Consider the following 20,491-nt stretch of genomic DNA (forward strand, 5'->3'; position numbering starts at 1 on the left):
TGACCATTTTCAACGTTGGGATATTATACGTATAACCGCGAGCCTTTTTATCTTGTCATGAAAAAATACCTGATTTGCTTATTGCCATTGCTTTCACTCTCACTTTTCATTAATCCAGCTCTTTCACAAACTGCTCCGAACGAGAAAAAGCCGCTTTCAAGTGAAGAATTGTATATTAAACAAAATAAGCATGTCCTGATCAAGCCGGGTGAGAAATACCTGATTCTGAACATTTCGCCCAGCATTGGCAAGTTCCATCGTATTCGGTTTTACCCGGGAGACAAAATCAAATTTCGCCTTAAGAATGATCGGACCAAATTTCACGACACGATTGAAAATATCACTGATTCGTCGTTTTCCATAGCCGTGACGGATCCTGCCGGGAAGACGAATTACCAACAGATTTTGCTTACGGATATTCACAAGATCAAGGTTTCCAGAAGGATTCCGTTTGTCACAGAAGCTTCGTATTATTTCCCTTTGGCAGGGCTTGTTTATCTAGGCGCGGATTTTTTCAACCAGGGAATTGACGGTAAGCGCTTTACAACCGACGGCTCCTCTTTTATTGTGGCTGGCGTATTGATTGCATCTGGCTTCATTTTTCACAAAATGTCCGTATCGAATTATAAAATAAACGACCGACATAAATTGAAGGTAATCGAAGCATATTGATACTCAACGAGTAATAACCGCATTCCTTATCTTTAGCCGGTTTTGATAATAGGGTCGTCAATATCTACGAGTGCTACTTCATCCAGTTTTTGCGGACTACCCTTTCTCAAAAAGGTTGAAAATGCGGCGGCAATAAGCAAGGCTGCTACCCCCTCTGCTACAAGCGTGTTCGGCGCACCCAAATACTGAGAAACTGTACCGACCAATAGTCCGCCAATCGGCTGCATTCCGAAAAACGCCATGGCAAAATAACTGATGACACGTCCACGCATTTCCGCAGATACATTGGTTTGAATAATGGTATTGATAATGGTGGACTGCGACATCATTGCAAACCCAGCAAGCATTGCAAAAAACAGCGCAAGGGGCAGGTTTGTCATGTGTGAAAAAAGCATCAGCGCGGATCCGAAAATCAATAAATTAACAAATAGTATTTTCTTCAATTCGGTGCCCGGTTTCAACGAAGCCAGAAAAAAAGCACCTCCCACTGCACCCAAACCAATTGCGCTGTTTAGATATCCAAAAATGGATGCATCCCCTTTGAATATCACCTTGGCATATACCGGCAGCAGCGTGATAAATGGAAGTACCATTAAGCTGACACAAGCGAGCAGTAATATAACCAGTCCGATCGCAGGCGTGGCGCGAAGATATGCCCAGCCTTCTTTGAACTCCTGAACGACCTTTTTGGTCCGGGAGGGAGGAATGAAGCTTGGTAGCTTCATCAATGACAATGAACCGATGACGGCAACAAAACTCAATGCATTGATCATAAAACATGTTCCTGCACCCAGTTTTTCCAGAACAATACCGGAAATCGCAGGACCAACCATCCTTGCCAAATTCACCATGGACGAATTAAGTGCAATGGCATTCGACAGGTCTTCTTTGTGGCTTATCAGGTCATTTACTAGCGACTGGCGCGCAGGAACGTCAAATGCATTAATAGTCCCGAGCACGATGCTCAGCGACAATATTCCCCAAATATTATACTGGGTGAACATAACAATAGACATCAGTATTGTAGCTTGAATCAACGACAAAATCTGAGTGACCATTAACACCCGATATCGATTATAGCGATCCGCCACGATGCCACCCAAAGGTGAAAAGAGGAAAGAGGGAAACTGTGCGGCGAAAACTGCCAAACCCAACATAAATGGTGAATGAGTTTGAACATAAATAACCCAGTAGACGGCTGTCCTCTGCATCCACGTTCCAATCAGAGAAATGGATTGTCCGAAAAAATACAACCGGTAATTCCGACTTCGAAACGCTTTAAATATTTTATTTTCCATGCATAAAAAACTATTAAATGAACATTGGCTGTCAGAATTCGGCTATCGGTTGTCGCCCCCAAAACACCTCGGAATCCTTGGACTTTTGTTTATCGAAATACTTTATCCTGCTAATCGAAAGCCGCTTGTCGACCGTCGAAAACTAATCGACCAATTTCCCCAACACCCGTATCGCTTCTGTTAAAAAATATTTCTCCTCATCCGTCGTCTTTTCGCTAATGGATCGCGCCAACCATTCTTCCTTTTCATGCCTTCGCCTCTCAATTGTCTGCTTTCCTGAATCTGTTATTGTTATAATTACTTTTCGTTTATCCGTCTCCGATGCCGTTTTTTCAATGAGCCCGTGCGCCAATAATTTGTTGATAATCTGAGACATAGATTGTGCGGTCACCTTTTCAATAGCAGCCAATTCAGACGGAAGCATTTCTCCGTTATTATGTAGAAACGCTAACGTTGAGCTTTCTGTCAAAGAAAGTCGCTCTTCATTCTTTGTCTGACTTCTCAACACCTTCAAAAGTCGCGACATAACTGTCCGCAAATTATCCGTGATCTCTTTATCAGTCTGTTCCATAACACGATTTAAATAATAAGTTTACTTAACAAAGTTGCTTTACTATTTTTTAATAAGCAAGATATTATAAACTTGTAGACTGAGAATTAATTTCATATTCTACAAAAATCACTCCCAAATAATTAATATATCCTCGAATGGGGCCTTTGATCGAAAAACCAGTACGTCATGAAAATTGCCTACATCATCTTTGAAGGGATCACTTTGCTAGACTTTATCGGAATTTACGATCCGATAACCAGGCTGAGATCCATGAATTATTTGCCCGATCTGAGTTGGGATATCTGTTCATTTCGCGATACGGCTAAGGATAGCTTTGGTCTTGAAATTGTGCCTACCCAAGTCAACAAATCGTTATCGGACTATGATGTGCTCATCGTGCCGGGTGGTTTCGGAACGCGTGAACTTCAAAATGACCATGCCTATATCGCCTGGATTCAGTCGGCGCGACCGGCTAAATATAAAATCTCGATATGCACTGGCAGCTTACTGCTGGGAGCAGCAGGATTTCTGACTGATAAAACAGCGACAACAAACTTCCAGAATTACGATGATTTGAAGCCATATTGTAAGCAAATTTCTCACGAGCGAGTTGTGGAAGATGGTGATGTAGTCACAGCCGGCGCTGTTTCTGCGTCTATCGATCTGGGGCTTTACTTATGTGAAAAATGGGCAGGAAAAGACGCAGCGGCTGAAATCCGGCAGAAAATGGATTATCGTGGGTAATGATTCTATTCTGGAAAAACCTGAACATGATGAAAGCAATGCTACCAAATAATAATTTCTATCCAACCACTTTCACCAATGATTGATACTGCCATCGAAAGGCTGGAATACCTATGCGCCTTTATACCTCCACTCCTGTTACAAATTGATAACCAGCAATTCTCGTTCAAAGCCTCTCCCGGAAAATGGAGCAAAAAAGAGATATTGGGTCATTTAATTGATAGTGCCACCAACAATCATCATCGTTTTGTAAGAACACAGTTCGAAGAAAAACCGGTGATTGCATATGATCAAAACAGATGGAATGAGCACGGTTATTACCAGCAAATTGATGGAAAACAGATTATCAATTTTTGGACGATATATAATCTGCAGTTAGTAGAATTGCTGAAACACATCCCAACGGAATATTTACATCGGGAATGCTCGGCAGGTGGCCAGAGATATACCCTTCAATTTCTAATAAGAGATTATGTAATGCATCTGGAACACCACCTGCATCAGATCGTTGACTATTAGAATCAATATTATCAAACTATTGAAATAATTTATAACACCGATATGAGTCAATTAACCAAAGATGTGCCAATAAAGACAACACATCTGTTTCAGCAATTAGACCATCTCCTGATCGAACTTCTGAAGTCTTTAACACTTGACGAATGGAATTCCGCGACCATCGCGAAATTATGGACAATAAAAGATATTGCATCTCATTTGCTGGACGGAAATTTAAGAGGGTTGTCGTTTTCAAGAGATAAATATTTTGGAGACACGCCTCCTGATATCACGTCATACAGCGATTTGGTTAATTATCTAAACCAGTTAAATGCCACCTGGACAGCTGCAACCAAACGGGTTAGTCCACAGATTCTGATTGAATTACTGGAGATAACGGGAAAGCAATATGCCGATCACCTCGAAACGCTGGACCCTTTTGAACCCGCTATATTCTCCGTTGCCTGGGCAGGTCAGGAGCAGTCGGAAAACTGGTTTCATATAGCCAGAGAATACACCGAAAAGTATATACATCAGCAGCAAATCAGGGAGGCTGTTGGTAGCGAGGCACTTTTGACGAGGGAGTTATTTTACCCTTTTATTGATACTTTCATGCATGGACTTCCATACACCTACCGAAATGTGCCCGCTGATGCAAACACCGTAGTGACTGTAAAAGTACGCACGGAAATTGGTGGAGAATGGCATATTATCAAACGGGACACCGATTGGCAGCTTACAAAAGTCTTTAATGGAACAGCAAACGCAACCATTTCCATATCACCGCAATGTGCATGGAAACTATTTTCAAAAGGTATATCTCCAGAACAGGCTTTGTCAGAAGTGGAAATATCTGGAGACCAGAAATTGGGGGAGATGGTATTAAATATGATTTCTGTAATGGCCTGATTTACAATTCCAGACAATTTTGCCCAACCTGATAGAGACATTGCATTGAACTGGTGACGGGGTTAAAAATTTGTATATTTGTTAACACAAAAAGCTATCGCTATGTATAACTGGCATGACAGAATCAGTATCAATGCTGAGATTCGTTTCGGTAAACCTTGCATCAAAGGAACAAGGATTTCAATTTGGGATATTTTAGGATGGCTTGCAAATGGTATGTCTTATGAAGATGTCGTTGAAGATTTTCCCGAGCTTAGCCGTGAAGACATTTTAGCCGCCCTAGCGTTTGCCGCTAACAGAGAAGAGAATACAAAAATGCTGATTGCTTCTATATGAGATTTTTACTTGACGAAAACATCTCATACAGATTAGTGCGGCAACTGAATGACTATGTTCCTGACACTTTGCATGTCAGCAGAACAGGTTTGGCCAGACCAGCAAAGGATATACAGATATGGGAGTTTGCCAAAAGAAATAATTATACCTTAGTAACTTTGGATGAAGACTTTCAAGATCTCGCCAATATGTATGGCTTTCCTCCAAAAATAGTTTTACTGCGTACCCGAAATTCATCAACTAAATATATTGCAAAAGTTTTATTGGAAATGCTTCCGGACATATTGCTATTTGATCGGTCAACGTCGCACGGTCTTCTCGAAATATTTTAAGTTCCGATCGTCGATTTCGTTAATTCAAATTCGAGTCCTCCCTATCAAACACCACTCTCCCATCACCTTTCCCATCAAAAAAGCGAACCATTTTCATGCTGTTGTCGATTTGAATAGCGCGGGCTTGTTGGGTCAAATACCCTGCGCCACGATAAAATTCCTGTCTTCGCTTTTTGCCATTTTGAAACGTAATTTCCGCATAATTATCCTTCGGGCTTGCATATACAACTTGAGATTGCAATTTGTGTTGATTGGATAACAGGTTCAGGCTATCGGAATTTGCCAGGGATATTATTATTTCCTGACCGCTCTGCGTGTAAAGTGACGTGAGGCCGCGTGTGGCTTCGCATAGGAACAAGCCACTTTTTTCGGGAGTTTGGGGAGCGAAATTGCCATTCCCATCACCTTTCAGCAGCAACCCGAGCGAGGCGTCCATCCAGCCATACACTACTTCGTTGGAATGAGAATTTCCCGATATCAATATATCCAGATTCCCGTCCTGATCGACGTCGGTAGTCACTATCCCATAAATACAAGAGAATTGCGCTTCAGGAGGCAATATTTTTACCGAGAATTTTCCTCCTCCATGGTTAAGCAAAATACAGCTTTGAAAGGTGTTTGCGGTAAAATGTACAGCTTTATCAATCGTTTCTTTTTCAAAAATACCACTGAGCTGTGCCTTGCTATATGGTTCATAGGACGAAAAACGCTTTTTCAAAAACGGCATGGACCGGAACAGATCATCCCGATAGGTCAGAGGAAATGATTTCTTTTCTCCGCTATTACTCAAGATATAGGTGGTAACTACAGGCTTTGGCTTCGCTGTTCCGGCAAAGTCTCCGTAGTAAATCTCGAGAGGCTGATTCTTGGCGGGCTTATAATCGACGTTCGTACCCATATTACCCAATATGTAATCGATGTCGCCATCGCTATCAATATCAGCTGGATATATGCTATTCCACCACCCGTTCATATCGCCAAGTCCTGTTTGCGCTGATACGTTAACCAGGTTTCCGTTCTGATTTCTATAAAAAGTTGGCGCCATCCACTCCCCGGCTACCACGAGATCTTGCCAGCCGTCGTTATCAAAATCAGTCCAAACGGCACTGTTTACCATTCCGACATTGGCCAGGCCAGCGGTTTTTCCAGTGATGTCCGTAAATTTCCCGCCGTCATTTCGTAACATATAGCTGCGTGGCGCAGTTGGATATAAGCCCGGAGACAATGCTCCCGCCCTGAATATATCCAGGTCGCCGTCGTGGTCGAAATCAGTGGCGATTACACAACTCCCGCTTGAAACAGTTAAAGGCAAAGCTGCTTCTTCCTTTGTAAAATTCCCTTTCCCATCGTTGATATAGAGCCTGTCGTTATATGCACCAGGTATGTTCTTGAATTCGCTACCACCACTTACGATATACAGATCCAGATCGTTGTCGTTGTCTGCATCGAAGAAAAGCGAACCCATATCTTCATATTTAGAGTCAGCAATATTGATCTGTTTTTGATCAAATTTCCCAGCTTTCGTCTGCAAGAATAATGTACCGGCATTTCCGGCAGCGCCTCCAATAAAAAAATCTGTACCGTTCTGATTGTCAATATCTCCCACTGCTACTCCCGGGCCTTTTTTGGAATACATGGAAAGCAACAAAGATTCTTCGATGAAGTCATTGTAATTATTTTCGTTATGCTTCCAGTTCATGCCGTATTTTGAGTTTACGTTCGTGAAAATGGGATTGAAATTTTTGACCAATTCGGTATTTTGAATTGTTGCGTTGCGATAATCAAGTGTCAGCAATCGATTGGCTTTCAATGATTTGATCGATTGCGATTTCCCATCTGGCCACACCACCATCAAGGAATCAATAACGGCGTTTCTTCCCAATCCTGCATGTAAGGGTACATTCATGCTCGACAAATATCCTTTGACAGGAGAAAAATAATGGTAGAATTTCTCTGCTCCGCAATACAGCGTCACAGCCGTTCCGATGCCATTCAAATTCCTAGTATCGCCTTTAAGGTTTAGCTGCAGATAGTTAGGCTTTACTTCTGACCCAGAAACCCTGTTTTCAAACACAAAAGCTTCTTCGTTAATATTATTGACGATCAGATCAAGATCGCCATCGTTATCCAAATCGGCATATCCTGCGCCATTTGAGTAAGAATCATATTTCAAACCCCAGTTTTTTGTGGAATTGCTGAACGACAAATCTCCATTGTTTTGGTACATATAATTGGAAAGTTTGACCCCTTTCAGGAGGTTGACCAGGCTCTTAGCCTTTTCCTCTTTTGCCGCATTCGTTCCAAACATATTACTTTCCTCATTGTACATCAGATAATCCAGATCCGTGATATCCTTTACAAAACCGTTGGTGATGTAAGCATCGCGGAATCCGTCGTTGTCATAATCGGCCAGCAGTACACTCCAGCTCCAGTCTGTGGCATGAACCCCGGCTAATTGGCCTATCTCTGAAAAAAAAGTAGTGCCGTTTCCGTCCGTTCCCTGATTAAGCTGCAAAGTATTACGCATGTACTGATCAATATACCCCGCCTTTTGCCGAAGAAAAAAGCTCTCGTAATCCGCTTTGGCAATCATTGTTTTTCTGCGTTCATTATTCTCCGGGAGCATATCCATGACCATCACATCCGGTTTGGCATCATTGTTAATATCCTCAATATCAACCCCCATACCGTTATAGGTCTGGTGCCGCATTCCCATTCTGGTTTCGTCTTTGAAAGTCTTATTTTTTTGATTGATCAGCAACTGGTCGTTGGGCATGAAATCGTTGGCAGCGTATACATCCGGCCATCCGTCCTGATTCATATCGCCAATTGCAAGCCCCAATCCATATCCTTCCTGCGTTAATCCGGCAGCTTTTGATACATTTTTATAGAGCGGATGTCCGAGTGTATCACCCACATTCTCGTAAAGTTTATCAATCGTTTTTCCGCGCGTTATTGCAAACGACGCAGGTTGAACAAAAGATTTCCCCTGCCCGTCCACATCGTTCGTAAGCAGGTACATATCCAGATCACCATCTCTGTCATAGTCAAAAAACGCGGATTGAACGGAAAACGAAGTATCGGCAAGTCCATATGCTTTCGCTTCTTCTTTGAAAGTCAAATTTTTCTGATTGATATAGAGCAGGTTATGTTGTTTATGCATAAACTGCGGGCCTGCCACGTTGAGATAAATATCCATAAATCCGTCATTATTGATATCCACAACCGACACACCCATAATCCAGTCGCTGGTCGTTAGTCCGGCTGATGCTGTTACGTCTTCAAATTTCAGATTACCCTTATTAAGGTACAGCTTTGAGGAAACCATATTGCCGGTAAAGAAAATATCCGGCAGACTGTCGTTGTTAAAATCGGCGATACCCACCCCACCGCCATTGAAGCAGTAATAGTAGCTGAGCATATTCACCGAATCATTTTCGACTACTGTGTTCGTAAAATGAATTCCCGTTTTGCCGGGTGAAAGTTTATGAAAAAGCTCTGAATCATTTTTCTTGCAAGCCATTATTGACAGCCACAAACTACAGAAAATACTAACCTTCAAAAAGTTTCTCATAGAATTTAAAAACAACCTTTTACAAACGAAACCCCGACGGAGAGGCCGGGATTTCGCTCGTACTAATATTCAGATATCAAGTTTATTGAATATATCCCGGATTCTGCTTGATTTTCGGGTTAGCGCTCACGTCGTTGAAAGGTATTGGCAAGTATTCATCCCGGTTTTTCACAAAAACGCCCTTGCTGTTTGAACGGTATTCAGGATGGCTAGTAAATACTTCAGCCATTGTGCCCCAGCGCAATAAGTCAAAAATCCTGTCGCCTTCCAATGACAATTCAAGAACTCTTTCATCCCGAACTGCTGTGCGAAAAGCGTCTTTGCTCAAACCAGGCGTAATATCTGGCATATTGGCTCGCGCCCTAACCCTGTTAATGGCCTCATATGCAGTCGCATCCGGGCCACTCGCTTCATTCTGCGCTTCCGCATACATGAGCAATACGTCTGCAAGTCGAATCATGCGGCGATTATTGGAAGCATACCACCATGAACCCGGCACCAGCGAACTTTCCCTGTCGAAATTGAGATATTTTCGATCCCATATTCTGTTAAGGTCGGCACCAATCATTTTTGTTTTAAAGTCGTCCTGATAAAGCTTTGCGCCCGGATAATTCCAAACCATAGTTGCGTATGCCCGCGGATCGATCTGGCCGTCTTTGGTTTTTTGTTTCATAAAAGCATCAAAAACCCATTGATTTACAGAAATACTACCCTGACTCGAATAGGCAGGCGGCGCAATATCGGGCTCATATGCCTGTCCCCGGCCAACATTGGGCGTACCGCTGGTTCCCCAACTGGCATTGACATTACTTTGATACTGAAGCTCCCAGATCGACTCGGCGTTGTTGTTTGTCGCCGTCATAAAATTATCCTGATAATTGGCCACCAATTTGTACAAAGCAGGTTTGTCAATTATCTTTTTGAACTCCGCCGCAGCGTTCGTCCAATCTTTCGTAAACAGATATGACTTACCCAGAAGAGCAGTTGCCGCGCCCCAGGTAGCTCTGCCGACATTTGCAGCATCCACGGTTTCAGGCAGCGAACTTTGGGCCAATTTGCAATCACTGATGATCGAAGCCCAAACATCCGCCTGAGGAGACTGCTCAATATAAAGGTCGTCGAGCGTTTCTATCGGCTTGTTAATGAGCGGTATATTGCCCCATATATTCAACAGGTAAAAATGAGCCAATCCTCTCAAAAACGCCGCTTCGCCCAAAATTCTTTTCTTCTGAGCCTCATCCATTTCGATATCCGGAACGTAGAAAAGCACGGAATTTGCTCTTGCCACGATGGCGTTCAGTTCACCCCAGCCCTCCGAAACGCGACCGTCATTCGGAGTTACCGTAAAAGTACCAGGGCCGTTTACTTCATTCCAGGAAAATGCGTTGGCATCATCTCCACGGTGAATTGTGAGAATCGCTCCCAGCATCCTGCCCCAACCCTGCGTTGTGGTTAATGGCCCATATGCGGCTACCAATCCTTTTTCAGCATCGTCTGCTGTCTTCCAAAAACTAGCCGTACTCAGTGCATTTGGGTTCGTAACGTTCAGATCGTCTTTGCTGCAGTTTACTGTGAGCAAAACGACCATTACAAATATCGACGGCAGTATCAGGAACCTTCCTTTATTGCCCTTGTTAAATATCTTTTTCATCTTAATCAATTAAAACGTTAAGTCAAGACCCAAACTCACGATTCTGGCATTTGGATATGCCGTCTGATCCACACCGTTGTTCAGCAAACCACCGATATTGTTCGGGTTGCTTCCTCCGTTGCTATTACGCCCCACTTCCGGATCATATCCCTTGTATTTCGTAAAGGTTAAAAGGTTCTGACCGCTGGCATAAAAACGGGCATTGCTTATCTTCATTTTCGTCAGCACATTTTGCGGCAAGCTATATCCCACCGTCAGATTTTTCAGCCTCAGATAAGAACCGTCTTCTATATAGAACGACGATGCCCTTTTGTTGTTCGCGGGATCTAACAGCGTGGCTCGTGGTATATCCGTATCGGTATTTGTCGGTGTCCATGCTTTCAAAACCTCCGTACTTTTGTTGCTGCCATAATCGAGAATATACTGGAATCGACCTTTTGCATTGAATATCTTGTTGCCACTGACTCCCTGAAAGAACAGGCCAAAATCGAAGTTCCGATAGGAAGCGCTGAAATTGAGACCATAATTGAATTTTGGAAAAGGGCTCCCCAGCCATGTCGGACTTTTACTGAATTTGAAATCGCCAGGACCGGGAATGAACTTACCCCCGAGACCAACCGTGTCAGCATTGGCTTCCTCCTGCGTTTGGTATATGCCTAGCACCTGATATCCCCAAAAACTGCCGATCGGGTGACCAACATCTGTTCTCGTTGACTGCAATGATTGTTGCGTAAAACCACCAGCGATAATCGGGCTTACGCCGTCACCAAGACTTACAACCTTGTTTTTAACAGTGCTGAAAGTTCCGGTGATATTGTATTTAAATTCACGTGCCGAGCTGGTCGGTTTCGAGTAAGAGACAGCCAGTTCAAACCCCTTATTGTTGATTGAAGCAGCATTTTTGGTAAGACTCGCACCACCACCGCCATATGCAGGGATGGGTATATTGGCAAGGACATTGGAAGATGTTTTGTCAAAATAATCCGCCGCAATGGTCAACGTATTTCGAAACATGGCGATATCTACCCCTATATCAGTCGTTTTAGTCGATTCCCATTTCAGGCCGGGGTTAACATATTGAGTTACAGCAATTCCGGGCTGAGCGCCACCAGCGAAATAATAGTCTGACGTAAGGTTGAAAGTGGGTGCAGTGAGGTAGTTTCCAATATTCTGAGACCCTAAGGAACCATAACTCCCTCTTAGTTTCAAGTCGCTAACCCAACCATCTTTTGGAAAAAATGACTCTTCACTGACCCTCCATCCCAAAGAGAAAGAAGGAAATGTGGCGAATGTATTGGACGGGTAAAGAAATTTCGAAGAGCCATCACGACGTATCGTTGCTGTTAACAAATACTTCGATTTATAGTTGTAGTTCAACCTCGCCAAGGCAGACTGGAGCACAAATTGCTGCAAATCACCCGTGGTATTGACGGTGCGGTTAATGGCCGCATTAATTACCCTCAGATCGTTAGAAGGGAAGTTGGCAGCGGTTGCTCCCAGAGTTCGTGCGTTTCCATTCTGCGAGGTGTATCCGACCAAAACCTCGAGATTATGTGATCCAAAAGACTTGTTGTAGTTCAGCGTATTTTCGACGAGGGTCGTAACTGATTGTGTATATCTATCTGTTAAAGTGGCCTGTTGCTGAAACGCTTCCTGCGAATTACTCATAAAAAATGCTGGCGTAAAATCATATTCACGATATACAGCATAGTCCAGACCGACATTCAGTTTATATTTCAATCCGTCAATGATTTCATATTCAAGGCCTACGTTTCCAAACGCCTGATCGTTAGTATACCTGTTGTCATTCAAGTGCGCCAGACCATACCAGTTTACCACCCTGGAGACACCCGCAAAGGCCGGGTCTAAACCAGCATATCCCCCCAGATTGGCTGGATTGTATACCGCCATAGTCGGCAATGGGCCTGTTTCCCGTCCAACATAGGTGTTTGGGTTATTGATAGCCCGCGACAAACTTAAGGACTCGGTAAACTTGAATCTTCCTTTAGTGAATACCGAATTGGCCCTCAGGTTATACCGCTTAAACCACGAGTCGGTAGCGATACCTTTTTGGTTATAATATTGGCCCGAAATAAAGTATTTCGCATTATTACTACCTCCCGACAAACTCAGGTTATAGTCGGTCACCGGCGCTGAGCCAAGCTCCAGACTCTGCCAATCTGTATCAATATTGGGGTCAAATTCAGTGTCGTTGCCTGGCGCATTTGGCTGTTTATCGTTTGCATGTGCCATATTATTCCAGTCCGCATATTGGCGTGCATTTAAGAATTTCAGCTTTTTGCTTGGAGTTTGAATACCTCCTTTTACATTGAGACTGATTCTAACATCACCTGCTTTTCCGGCTTTCGTGGTAACCAGAATAACGCCATTAGCTGCCCGGCTACCATATATGGCTGCTGCCGAAGCATCTTTAAGCACTTCCATCGACTCAATATCATTTGGATTGATATATGACATCGAAGCAGCGATCATTCCATCTATAACATACAGTGGCTGGTCATTTCCAAAAGTACCCGTTCCCCTGATGACAACCGCCGGAGCCTGGCCCGGTGCGCTGCCACCTTGTTGAACTGTAACCCCCGCAAGTCTTCCCTGTAATAAGGCAGACGCATCTGCAGCGACGACCGTCTTGATATCGCTTCCTTTTACGCTGCCCACTGCGCCAGTCACATCTTTCCTCTTCTGAGTACCATACCCAACCACCACGACCTCATTTAAGGTCTTCTGATCGGCTTCAAGATTTACTATGATTTCTGAACGATTGTTGATTGTAACTTCCTGAGTTTTATACCCAACAAAGCTAAATACCAAAACTTCTTCTCCATCTTGTACTTCCAGGCTAAACTCGCCTTTTTCATTGGAAATCGTACCTCTTGTGGTTCCTTTTATGGCCACATTGACACCAGGAAGCGCGTTGGTGCTACCTCCTACCTGCTCCTGAACTTTTCCATGAATTGCCTTCGCTGGTGCTGCGCTCGCAGGTGGGAACACCCAGTTTGCCGAGCAGAGGCTTACGGAAAGTAACGCTATAATGCATTGATAAATGGTGATTTTAAATAATCGGTAGGACAGCCGAATCAAATCGGAGTGTGTTTTCATAAGGTCATAGGTTTAGCTTTAGTCATTTAGTAGAATCCGAAGCTCCAGACCCTCAGAATTCTGAACATATCAGACATTCAGAATCTTAAAATTTGAAACCTCAATAAGCAATTGAAACTCGAATTATCGAAAAAACAGTGTCATCATAGGCAGCTAGGGGTACGTAATAGATTGATTAAGGCAATGCTTTTTAATTTATTCTTCGGTATTAATACCGTTTCATTTAATATAGATTATCTCAAGAGAATTCGCATTTGACAACCAATCAAATCGAATTCAATTCTACCAAATGACAATGCGATCAAAGTTTTTATTTCGAAATGTTTCTTTGAAATAAGCTACACTCATACCATAAAAACAATTGTACTTTATAAATCAAAATTTGCACTTTGTTTTGCATCTAGCCAATGATGGTTTGACGACAATGCATACTATATTAACATGTTTAGCAGTGTGTCGCCCGACAGGTACTAAAACCTCCAACTCCCTTACACTTAATCGATAAAGCACACTCCCAAACTCTTGCTACTTATTGAAAGTGAAGCCATTATTTGATTTTAATTGATATTTAATATCAAAGGAAAAAGCAGGATTTCAGAAGCAGAGAGACGATGAAAATATTGATCTGAAATTCCTGTTAGCGGAGGAAAACTGGGTGCAATTAACTTTTACAAAATCTTTACAATCTTTTACCTCAAAAATCTTTTAAGTAAACAGGACCGAGCTAAGTTGCTTCACAGAATAATGACACAACTGGGTTTTATATGATGTTTTTACAAATATTAATAGCAGATCTCCGTAACAATTTTAAACTCCCCCTCCGATGCAGATTGATGATTTTAATTGCCTCATGTTGGCTGAACGGCTGTCAGACAACGCGAAGTGGCATGACTAGTTCAGGAGTTGAATTCAAACAGCTAAAGAAGGGAAGTGGGGCAAAGGCAAAACCCGGCCAGGAAATATTGCTTTTCGAAACCACCAGCTATCGAAATGGGACTGTGCTATATTCCAATGAACATACTACCACCCCGGTAAAAGTACTTATCGGAGGAAATCAGGCAACGCAGGCTGTCGACGAAGCGTTAGTCGGTATGAAAGTCGGAGAAATAAAGGAAATAATAGCCCCGCCGAATACCGTCAAAAGAAAATCTTACCCTCCCAACGTCCATCCGGACTCCACGCTTGTAATCAAGTTGATCTTAGATAAAATTCTCTAAAAGTACGCCTTGAAATATCGGAGGAACATTATCTATATTCGAGGTAATGAGAGAATTATAACACTCCGGGCAGATGGGGCTCAATCTATTATTATACACTATATGCTTCAATAAACGCTTCGTCACTAGCCTTAATCTACACCAGTAAGCCACTTTATGCGCTGGCAAATATTTCAATATTGACATTGACTGGCAGTTTTGCAGTTCGTCTGGCGTAATTTAATTTTGAGGATACTCACCAGGTCGTTGGTCAAAACGCATTACAAACCCGCAACATCCACAGGGCTCGATCGTTAAACTGTGAAAGGAAAACGTTTGCAACTGCATCATGCTGTGCAGTTGCAACACTCACCAATCACTTAACTCAAATGAAAAATTTAATTCTTTCGCTTCTTACCATCGCATGCTTCGCATTTATGTCGTGCAAGAGTGATGAGTCGCAGGAGCCTGATATAGAAATGGGATCCGATACCCTGGCTCCCGTAGAAACCAACGCCCCCAATTCCACTTACAGTCCTGCTTTTGCAGGCCAAACCCGGATTGCAGGCGTGAAATCAACTACAAACTGGGAAGGTACAATTCTCACCGAATCACTTCGAAGTCCCTGGGGAATAACCAGCCTGCCCGATGGGCGACTTCTCATAACCGAAAAGATCGGAACGATGCGCATCGTAACAACAAGTGGCCAGATGAGCGAGCCGATTACAGGCATTCCGGCCGTAAACTCGGGAGGCCAGGGGGGATTGTTGGGGGTTCGTGTTGATCCGGATTTTGCGACAAACCGTATGGTATATTGGGTTTTCTCTGAATCCACAAGCGATGGAAACCTGACTGCGGTGGCCAAAGGAGTGCTATCTACCGATGAAAAAACGATAGAAAACGCAATCATTATTTATCGGGCCACTCCGGCCTATAGAGGCACCTTGCATTACGGGGGCCGAATCCTATTTGATCCTCAGGGCAACCTGCTGGTCAGCACGGGAGAGCGTTCTGATTTGTCCACGCGGCCTCAGGCGCAATCTCTTAATTCTGGTCTGGGAAAGGTTGTTCGCATTACAAAAACGGGAGAACCGGCTACCGGGAATCCTTTTGCGGGGCAAGCGGGTACGAGACCGGAACTCTATTCTTATGGCTTCCGGAATCCGCAAGGGTTAGCGCTACATCCGGTAACTAACGACTTGTGGGAAAGCGAACATGGGCCACGAGGTGGCGATGAGATAAACCGTGTTGTGGCTGGTGCAAATTACGGCTGGCCGACCATAACCTATGGACTGGAATATAGCGGATCAAGAGTCGGCAATGGCGTTCAGCAACAGGAAGGACTTCAACAACCAGCATATTACTGGGATCCTGTGATTTCTCCGAGCGGTATCACATTCTATAATAGTGACCATATCCCTGAGTGGAAAAACAATCTGTTTGTTGGCTCGCTGAGTGGAATGCATATCGTCAGGCTGGTAATTGAAAACGATAAGATTGTTGGGGAAGAACGGTTGCTCACCGGAGAATCGCAGCGTTTCCGTGATATTACACAAGGTTCGGATGGGGCTCTCTATGCCATCACCGACCAGGGAAGATTGTACCGAATTGATAAGAAATAATGTTGTTGTTGAATCATGAATCATTTTAGCGGTGACGTAAAACCAGTATAAAATCGAACCCGGGGCTTGTTGAAGCGTCTAGCTTAATTCGAAAAGATACTCATATTTTTGCGGCATTGCGTAAGATTTGCTGATCCGGAATTAGCGTCAAATCTGAAAAAGGAATAGAGTTACTAACTGAAAAATCGACAAACATGGACATAGTAGAGCAAGTGCTTGATCGAGCGAAACGCGAAGGGATTGAAATTGGAAAGAAGATTGCAGCAGACAAAGCACGAGAGGAGAGAATCGAGGTGCAGGCGCAGATCGTGAAAAATTTGATGGCTACTGCAAATTATTCAATTGCTGAGATCGCTTATTTGGTTGATGTATCAGAGGACTTTGTACTTGAAATAATCAATAAAATGACTCCGCGGACTGTAATTCATGATCTAAGCAACTCATAAAAAACGAAGGCCGCCAATTCCACCTGGCGGCTTTTCGTGTTTTAAATCACTCTGAATACCATATGATTCATATTCTCTGATACCTTCAATCATCGAAACGAACATCCTCTCAAACCTTCAAAAACAGTTTATTCCGGAAAAGGAAATACAGGAAAGCCAGTTCTACCACCACCACTGATGTTGCTTCGCACAAGTCTATATATCGTTCTTCCACCAAATTGACCAATCCTCCGAAAACGAAATCTGCGGTGTATCCAAAGTTTATTGCACCTTCGACCGCCATGTAAATCACAATCGAATTCATTCCAATCAGCAGGAACGGGAACGTCCATTTTTTCCAACCCAAAACATCGATAATCAGGTAAAATAGAGCAAAAAAAGCAACACTGTAACCGCCAACAAAGAGCACGAAAGAACTGCTCCATAACCGTTTGTTTATTGGAAATACAATATCCCAAGACAGGCCCAACAATATCAATGCAAGAGCCGCAAGCAATAAAAGATAAACACTTCTTAAAGGTGTAAAACGCTGTTCTTTAACTAATGTCCCCGTGAAGACACCGAGCAAACCTGTTGCAATTGCTGGAATAGTGGACAGAATCCCTTCCGGGTCATGGACTTTGCTGTGTAATCTTCCTGGTAAAAATAGCCGGTCAATATAGGATTCCAGCGAACCTTCCATCGTCAGAACTCCTGCACCAAAACCCGGAACCGGTATGAACGACATGGCAAGCCAATAGCCAATTAATATTAGACAGAACCAGATGATCTGTTTCTTCAGGTTGTAATTCAGGTAGATGATACCTGTGAAAAACCAGGCAATACCAATTCGCCCCAGCACGCTGGCGAAGCGGATATTCTCATATCCGTTAAACTTGAACAAACCGTTCACTACCATTCCAAGGAATATGAGCGTAACCGTCCGAATTACCATCGTTTTATACAATTCCCGTTTTACATTCTTCCGTAATTGAAATGGAGCTGCAACACCTTCCGAGACCAGCTTCCTACCAAAAGAAAAGGGCATAGAAACGCCTGATATGAAAAGGAACAGCGGGAATATCATATCGTAAAAAGTACACCCGTTCCATACTGTATGATGCATCTGAGCCGATAGCCAAATCATCGCAGGCCAACCGGTTATTTCCGCCAACGCATGGATTATATGCTCGCCTCCAATGATCCAGAACATATCAAATCCTCGCAGTGCATCCAGCGAAACCAGTCGTTGACTACCTGATATCTTATTCATGAATGGTCGATTTTACCTGATTGTTGATATAATAGTCCGATTGTAGTTTCGGGCTATATTTTTTGTGAAGTCCTATTGCAACTTCCACACTGCTTCCGCTTTCCTGAATTGGAAAGTCTTTTTGCTCATTCACCCACTTCCACTCCCATGCTGCAATATGGTCCTCAAAAACTTTAAAGTCAGGTTGGGTTTTGTTGTTCAACGATGAGTTCAGCATCTCAAAAAATTGTTGCCAACGCTTTTTATAAAAATCATTCAGCAACCCACTCCACTGCCTGTTTGAATACTCGTGCAGCGGACTTTTAGCATCTCCCCAAAGCGTGATCAAATCTCTGGCGTTCATTTCATATAGCGCTTTCTCCCCGGCATTTTCGCCCCATTTTCTTGCGTCAGCCAACCACGGTCCGAGTAGAAAATCTTTGCGGGTTGCCAAAAGGATATCCATATCGGATATTAAATCCAAAAATTCAGTACTATGCTTTTGAAACGAAGCCTGATCTCCAGCTTTAAAATCCGCTACCCATTTTTTCTGAACCACGAGCGCATAATTGGCCAAAACCTGCCGTGATATATCTACCAGATCGTAACGGAATCCATCGGTTTTCATCCCGTTTTTTGCTGAAAGAATGAAAAGATCCCAGGCTGGCAAAAGGTCGACTGGGGAATAATTCAGTTTCGTTCTGGTCCAAACCGTGGTAGAATCCAGAGTGGGCCGACCAGTGACGATTGATTCAGCGCCGTCCCTGATTTCCTTCCCATTATAAACGGTTTTCCGCAAAATTTGCCATGCTGAATTCAAGCGTTGGTCATCTTTTCCGTATCTGTTTCGTGTGTATTTTTCGAGCCAACGATCCAATGCGACTGGTTCCGTTTGCCATGTATGCGCGGTCATCAGTTCATATATTACCGGATTCTGTTCGATGGCTTCCATAGTGAGACCGATACCTTCCAACCGCTTTTTGCCCTTATCGTTCCAAGCCAAAGACGGCCCGCTGGCAACACCCTCCATACGGCCAAATAAATTAACATTTCCTCCAAAATTATTGAGCATATTCCAAATCCATGGTTTGCCGTAAAATGCTTCAGTTCTCTTCCAAACCGGTTCAATTTCCGCCGCAAGATCAAGCAATATCATCTTATCGTCCGGAACGGCTTTCAGCAAGGCTTCTATCTGCGGCGCCTTCCAGAATTTCCTGTCACTGTAAAAAAGCCAGCCCTGCATTACCCAAATCGCCTCAGGATCAGCCTGCTTCATACCAGCATATATCCTTTCACTTAGTTTTTCCAGATAAGCAGGATCGTCGGTTGGCGGCTCATTTTCATTGAAAGTATCGGCAGAATACAAATGATCCGTTCCATAAAGCTCGGTTTGTTTATACAAAAACTTTTTCCCGATCTCAGCGAAAAGTGGATCCTGAGAATCAAGAATATAGGTGTCCCCAAAGCCGTTAGTCCAGTTGGTAGATTTTAAGATGGCATCAGGATATCTCGTTTTGAAAGCAGCCGGAACATGACCAGTAAAAGCAGGTAATACGGGCTTCATTCCCAGCTCACGCTCTCTTTTCACGATTTGCTGTTGTAAATCCCGATGCGTTTCCATCCATTTTTTAGGTAAAGGCCCACCCCAGCCGTCGAGATTACCCATCCAAAACCAACCGAAATAGGCAGGACCGCTGAAAAAATCTTTCAGCTCATTTTCACTAAAACCCATATCCCTATAAACTTCCAGCCAGGTATATTCCTCGCCAGTAATGGCCAAAGGCATATTGATTCCATGTAACGCCATCCAGTCAATCTCTTTTTGCCAACGCTCCCAATCCCACCAGCTCATACTGTAATTAAAGGTGCAATAGTTGAGATAATAACGGTAGTTGTAGACCGTCTTTTTTCTGATTTTGGAAGGCACAGCAGGAAGCTTAGCGGGTAAAGACAAATTCGTCCCATTCCATGTAATCTGACAATGCGCATATTCAGTCAGATAATGATATAATGCAGATCCGATCGCGACACCGCTCGTTCCTCGCAAGATAATTTTGCCTTTTTTGCTTTCAATTTCAAATTCGTCTTTTCCGGATTCCGAACCCAACTCCTCTACTTCGAAATGTGCAGCATGGGAAGGTATAACCCTGCCTATCAGCGACTTGCCAGACGCGACAATAGACTGAGAAAACGAAACATTCGTAAATAGAACTAACAATACACAAAGTGAGCTGATTCTCTTCCCAAAAGAGAAAGAAAATCTGCTTTTTCGGATCAATTTCATGGGTAAATAAATTTGGCGAGATAGT

The 20,491-nt window shown here is 43.3% G+C and carries 16 protein-coding genes; 9 read left to right on the plus strand and 7 right to left on the minus strand.

Going from position 1 to position 20,491, the window contains the following annotated elements:
• The first annotated feature begins 57 nt into the window (after positions 1 to 57).
• Positions 58 to 672, plus strand: a complete 615-nt coding sequence (locus AC1XUD_RS18130) for a hypothetical protein (protein WP_483362456.1) — start codon at positions 58 to 60, stop codon at positions 670 to 672.
• Between the two features lie 32 nt (positions 673 to 704).
• Here AC1XUD_RS18130 and AC1XUD_RS18135 read toward each other — a convergent pair whose 3' ends face one another.
• Positions 705 to 1,970, minus strand: coding sequence for an MFS transporter (locus AC1XUD_RS18135; protein ID WP_483362457.1), 1,266 nt, complete (start codon positions 1,968 to 1,970; stop codon positions 705 to 707).
• A gap of 142 nt (positions 1,971 to 2,112) precedes the next feature.
• Positions 2,113 to 2,541: a MarR family winged helix-turn-helix transcriptional regulator gene (locus AC1XUD_RS18140; RefSeq protein ID WP_483362458.1), complete on the minus strand. Its 429-nt coding sequence runs from the start codon at positions 2,539 to 2,541 to the stop codon at positions 2,113 to 2,115.
• 168 nt (positions 2,542 to 2,709) lie between these two features.
• Here AC1XUD_RS18140 and AC1XUD_RS18145 point away from each other — a divergent pair, with 168 nt between their 5' ends.
• From AC1XUD_RS18145 to AC1XUD_RS18165, 5 genes are all read left to right on the plus strand, one after another.
• Positions 2,710 to 3,267, plus strand: coding sequence for a DJ-1/PfpI family protein (locus tag AC1XUD_RS18145; RefSeq protein ID WP_483362459.1), 558 nt, complete (start codon positions 2,710 to 2,712; stop codon positions 3,265 to 3,267).
• Between the two features lie 78 nt (positions 3,268 to 3,345).
• The gene (locus tag AC1XUD_RS18150) at positions 3,346 to 3,786 is read left to right on the plus strand and encodes a DinB family protein (RefSeq protein WP_483362460.1); all 441 of its coding nucleotides are present in this window, start codon (positions 3,346 to 3,348) and stop codon (positions 3,784 to 3,786) included.
• A 42-nt stretch (positions 3,787 to 3,828) separates the two neighbouring features.
• Positions 3,829 to 4,674, plus strand: coding sequence for a maleylpyruvate isomerase N-terminal domain-containing protein (locus tag AC1XUD_RS18155; RefSeq protein ID WP_483362461.1), 846 nt, complete (start codon positions 3,829 to 3,831; stop codon positions 4,672 to 4,674).
• Between the two features lie 78 nt (positions 4,675 to 4,752).
• Complete coding sequence (locus AC1XUD_RS18160) at positions 4,753 to 5,010, plus strand: DUF433 domain-containing protein (RefSeq protein WP_483362462.1); 258 nt, start codon at positions 4,753 to 4,755, stop codon at positions 5,008 to 5,010.
• Positions 5,007 to 5,342 (plus strand): DUF5615 family PIN-like protein, encoded by a 336-nt coding sequence (locus tag AC1XUD_RS18165; protein ID WP_483362463.1) that lies wholly within the window; start codon positions 5,007 to 5,009, stop codon positions 5,340 to 5,342. The genes AC1XUD_RS18160 and AC1XUD_RS18165 overlap by 4 nt, the downstream gene beginning before the upstream one ends.
• Before the next feature lie 19 nt (positions 5,343 to 5,361).
• Here AC1XUD_RS18165 and AC1XUD_RS18170 read toward each other — a convergent pair whose 3' ends face one another.
• The 3 genes from AC1XUD_RS18170 to AC1XUD_RS18180 all read right to left on the minus strand — a co-directional run bounded on the left by AC1XUD_RS18170 (position 5,362) and on the right by AC1XUD_RS18180 (position 13,687).
• Positions 5,362 to 8,865 carry a VCBS repeat-containing protein gene (locus AC1XUD_RS18170; protein WP_483362464.1) on the minus strand — a complete coding sequence of 1,168 codons (3,504 nt, stop codon included), beginning with the start codon at positions 8,863 to 8,865 and terminating at the stop codon, positions 5,362 to 5,364.
• A 133-nt stretch (positions 8,866 to 8,998) separates the two neighbouring features.
• Positions 8,999 to 10,567, minus strand: coding sequence for a RagB/SusD family nutrient uptake outer membrane protein (locus AC1XUD_RS18175; protein ID WP_483362465.1), 1,569 nt, complete (start codon positions 10,565 to 10,567; stop codon positions 8,999 to 9,001).
• 9 nt (positions 10,568 to 10,576) lie between these two features.
• Positions 10,577 to 13,687, minus strand: a complete 3,111-nt coding sequence (locus AC1XUD_RS18180) for a SusC/RagA family TonB-linked outer membrane protein (protein ID WP_483362466.1) — start codon at positions 13,685 to 13,687, stop codon at positions 10,577 to 10,579.
• A gap of 887 nt (positions 13,688 to 14,574) precedes the next feature.
• Between AC1XUD_RS18180 and AC1XUD_RS18185 the strand changes: the two genes are divergently transcribed.
• The 3 genes from AC1XUD_RS18185 (at position 14,575) to AC1XUD_RS18195 (ending at position 16,951) form a co-directional block, all read left to right on the plus strand.
• Positions 14,575 to 14,904 (plus strand): FKBP-type peptidyl-prolyl cis-trans isomerase, encoded by a 330-nt coding sequence (locus AC1XUD_RS18185; RefSeq protein WP_483362467.1) that lies wholly within the window; start codon positions 14,575 to 14,577, stop codon positions 14,902 to 14,904.
• A 416-nt stretch (positions 14,905 to 15,320) separates the two neighbouring features.
• The gene (locus AC1XUD_RS18190) at positions 15,321 to 16,505 is read left to right on the plus strand and encodes a PQQ-dependent sugar dehydrogenase (RefSeq protein ID WP_483362566.1); all 1,185 of its coding nucleotides are present in this window, start codon (positions 15,321 to 15,323) and stop codon (positions 16,503 to 16,505) included.
• A gap of 194 nt (positions 16,506 to 16,699) precedes the next feature.
• On the plus strand, positions 16,700 to 16,951 hold the full coding sequence (locus AC1XUD_RS18195; RefSeq protein ID WP_483362468.1) for a hypothetical protein: 252 nt from the start codon (positions 16,700 to 16,702) through the stop codon (positions 16,949 to 16,951).
• A gap of 109 nt (positions 16,952 to 17,060) precedes the next feature.
• On the opposite strand, the gene AC1XUD_RS18200 is transcribed toward AC1XUD_RS18195, so the two are convergent.
• On the minus strand, positions 17,061 to 18,203 hold the full coding sequence (locus AC1XUD_RS18200) for an acyltransferase family protein (RefSeq protein WP_483362469.1): 1,143 nt from the start codon (positions 18,201 to 18,203) through the stop codon (positions 17,061 to 17,063).
• Positions 18,196 to 20,466 carry an alpha-N-acetylglucosaminidase gene (locus tag AC1XUD_RS18205; protein ID WP_483362470.1) on the minus strand — a complete coding sequence of 757 codons (2,271 nt, stop codon included), beginning with the start codon at positions 20,464 to 20,466 and terminating at the stop codon, positions 18,196 to 18,198. Before AC1XUD_RS18205 ends, AC1XUD_RS18200 begins: the two co-directional genes overlap by 8 nt.
• Positions 20,467 to 20,491 lie beyond the last annotated feature (25 nt).

Source organism: Dyadobacter sp. HNCC25DJ184 (assembly GCF_056895215.1).

Excerpts from the sequence above, each read along its gene's own strand:
- AC1XUD_RS18130 (WP_483362456.1), top strand. The coding sequence starts at position 58 with ATGAAAAAATACCTGATTTGCTTATTGCCATTGCTTTCACTCTCACTT.
- AC1XUD_RS18135 (WP_483362457.1), bottom strand. The coding sequence starts at position 1,970 with ATGGAAAATAAAATATTTAAAGCGTTTCGAAGTCGGAATTACCGGTTG.
- AC1XUD_RS18140 (WP_483362458.1), bottom strand. The coding sequence starts at position 2,541 with ATGGAACAGACTGATAAAGAGATCACGGATAATTTGCGGACAGTTATG.
- AC1XUD_RS18145 (WP_483362459.1), top strand. The coding sequence starts at position 2,710 with ATGAAAATTGCCTACATCATCTTTGAAGGGATCACTTTGCTAGACTTT.
- AC1XUD_RS18150 (WP_483362460.1), top strand. The coding sequence starts at position 3,346 with ATGATTGATACTGCCATCGAAAGGCTGGAATACCTATGCGCCTTTATA.
- AC1XUD_RS18155 (WP_483362461.1), top strand. The coding sequence starts at position 3,829 with ATGAGTCAATTAACCAAAGATGTGCCAATAAAGACAACACATCTGTTT.
- AC1XUD_RS18165 (WP_483362463.1), top strand. The coding sequence starts at position 5,007 with ATGAGATTTTTACTTGACGAAAACATCTCATACAGATTAGTGCGGCAA.
- AC1XUD_RS18170 (WP_483362464.1), bottom strand. The coding sequence starts at position 8,865 with ATGGCTTGCAAGAAAAATGATTCAGAGCTTTTTCATAAACTTTCACCC.
- AC1XUD_RS18175 (WP_483362465.1), bottom strand. The coding sequence starts at position 10,567 with ATGAAAAAGATATTTAACAAGGGCAATAAAGGAAGGTTCCTGATACTG.
- AC1XUD_RS18180 (WP_483362466.1), bottom strand. The coding sequence starts at position 13,687 with ATGAAAACACACTCCGATTTGATTCGGCTGTCCTACCGATTATTTAAA.
- AC1XUD_RS18185 (WP_483362467.1), top strand. The coding sequence starts at position 14,575 with ATGACTAGTTCAGGAGTTGAATTCAAACAGCTAAAGAAGGGAAGTGGG.
- AC1XUD_RS18190 (WP_483362566.1), top strand. The coding sequence starts at position 15,321 with ATGTCGTGCAAGAGTGATGAGTCGCAGGAGCCTGATATAGAAATGGGA.
- AC1XUD_RS18195 (WP_483362468.1), top strand. The coding sequence starts at position 16,700 with ATGGACATAGTAGAGCAAGTGCTTGATCGAGCGAAACGCGAAGGGATT.
- AC1XUD_RS18200 (WP_483362469.1), bottom strand. The coding sequence starts at position 18,203 with ATGAATAAGATATCAGGTAGTCAACGACTGGTTTCGCTGGATGCACTG.
- AC1XUD_RS18205 (WP_483362470.1), bottom strand. The coding sequence starts at position 20,466 with ATGAAATTGATCCGAAAAAGCAGATTTTCTTTCTCTTTTGGGAAGAGA.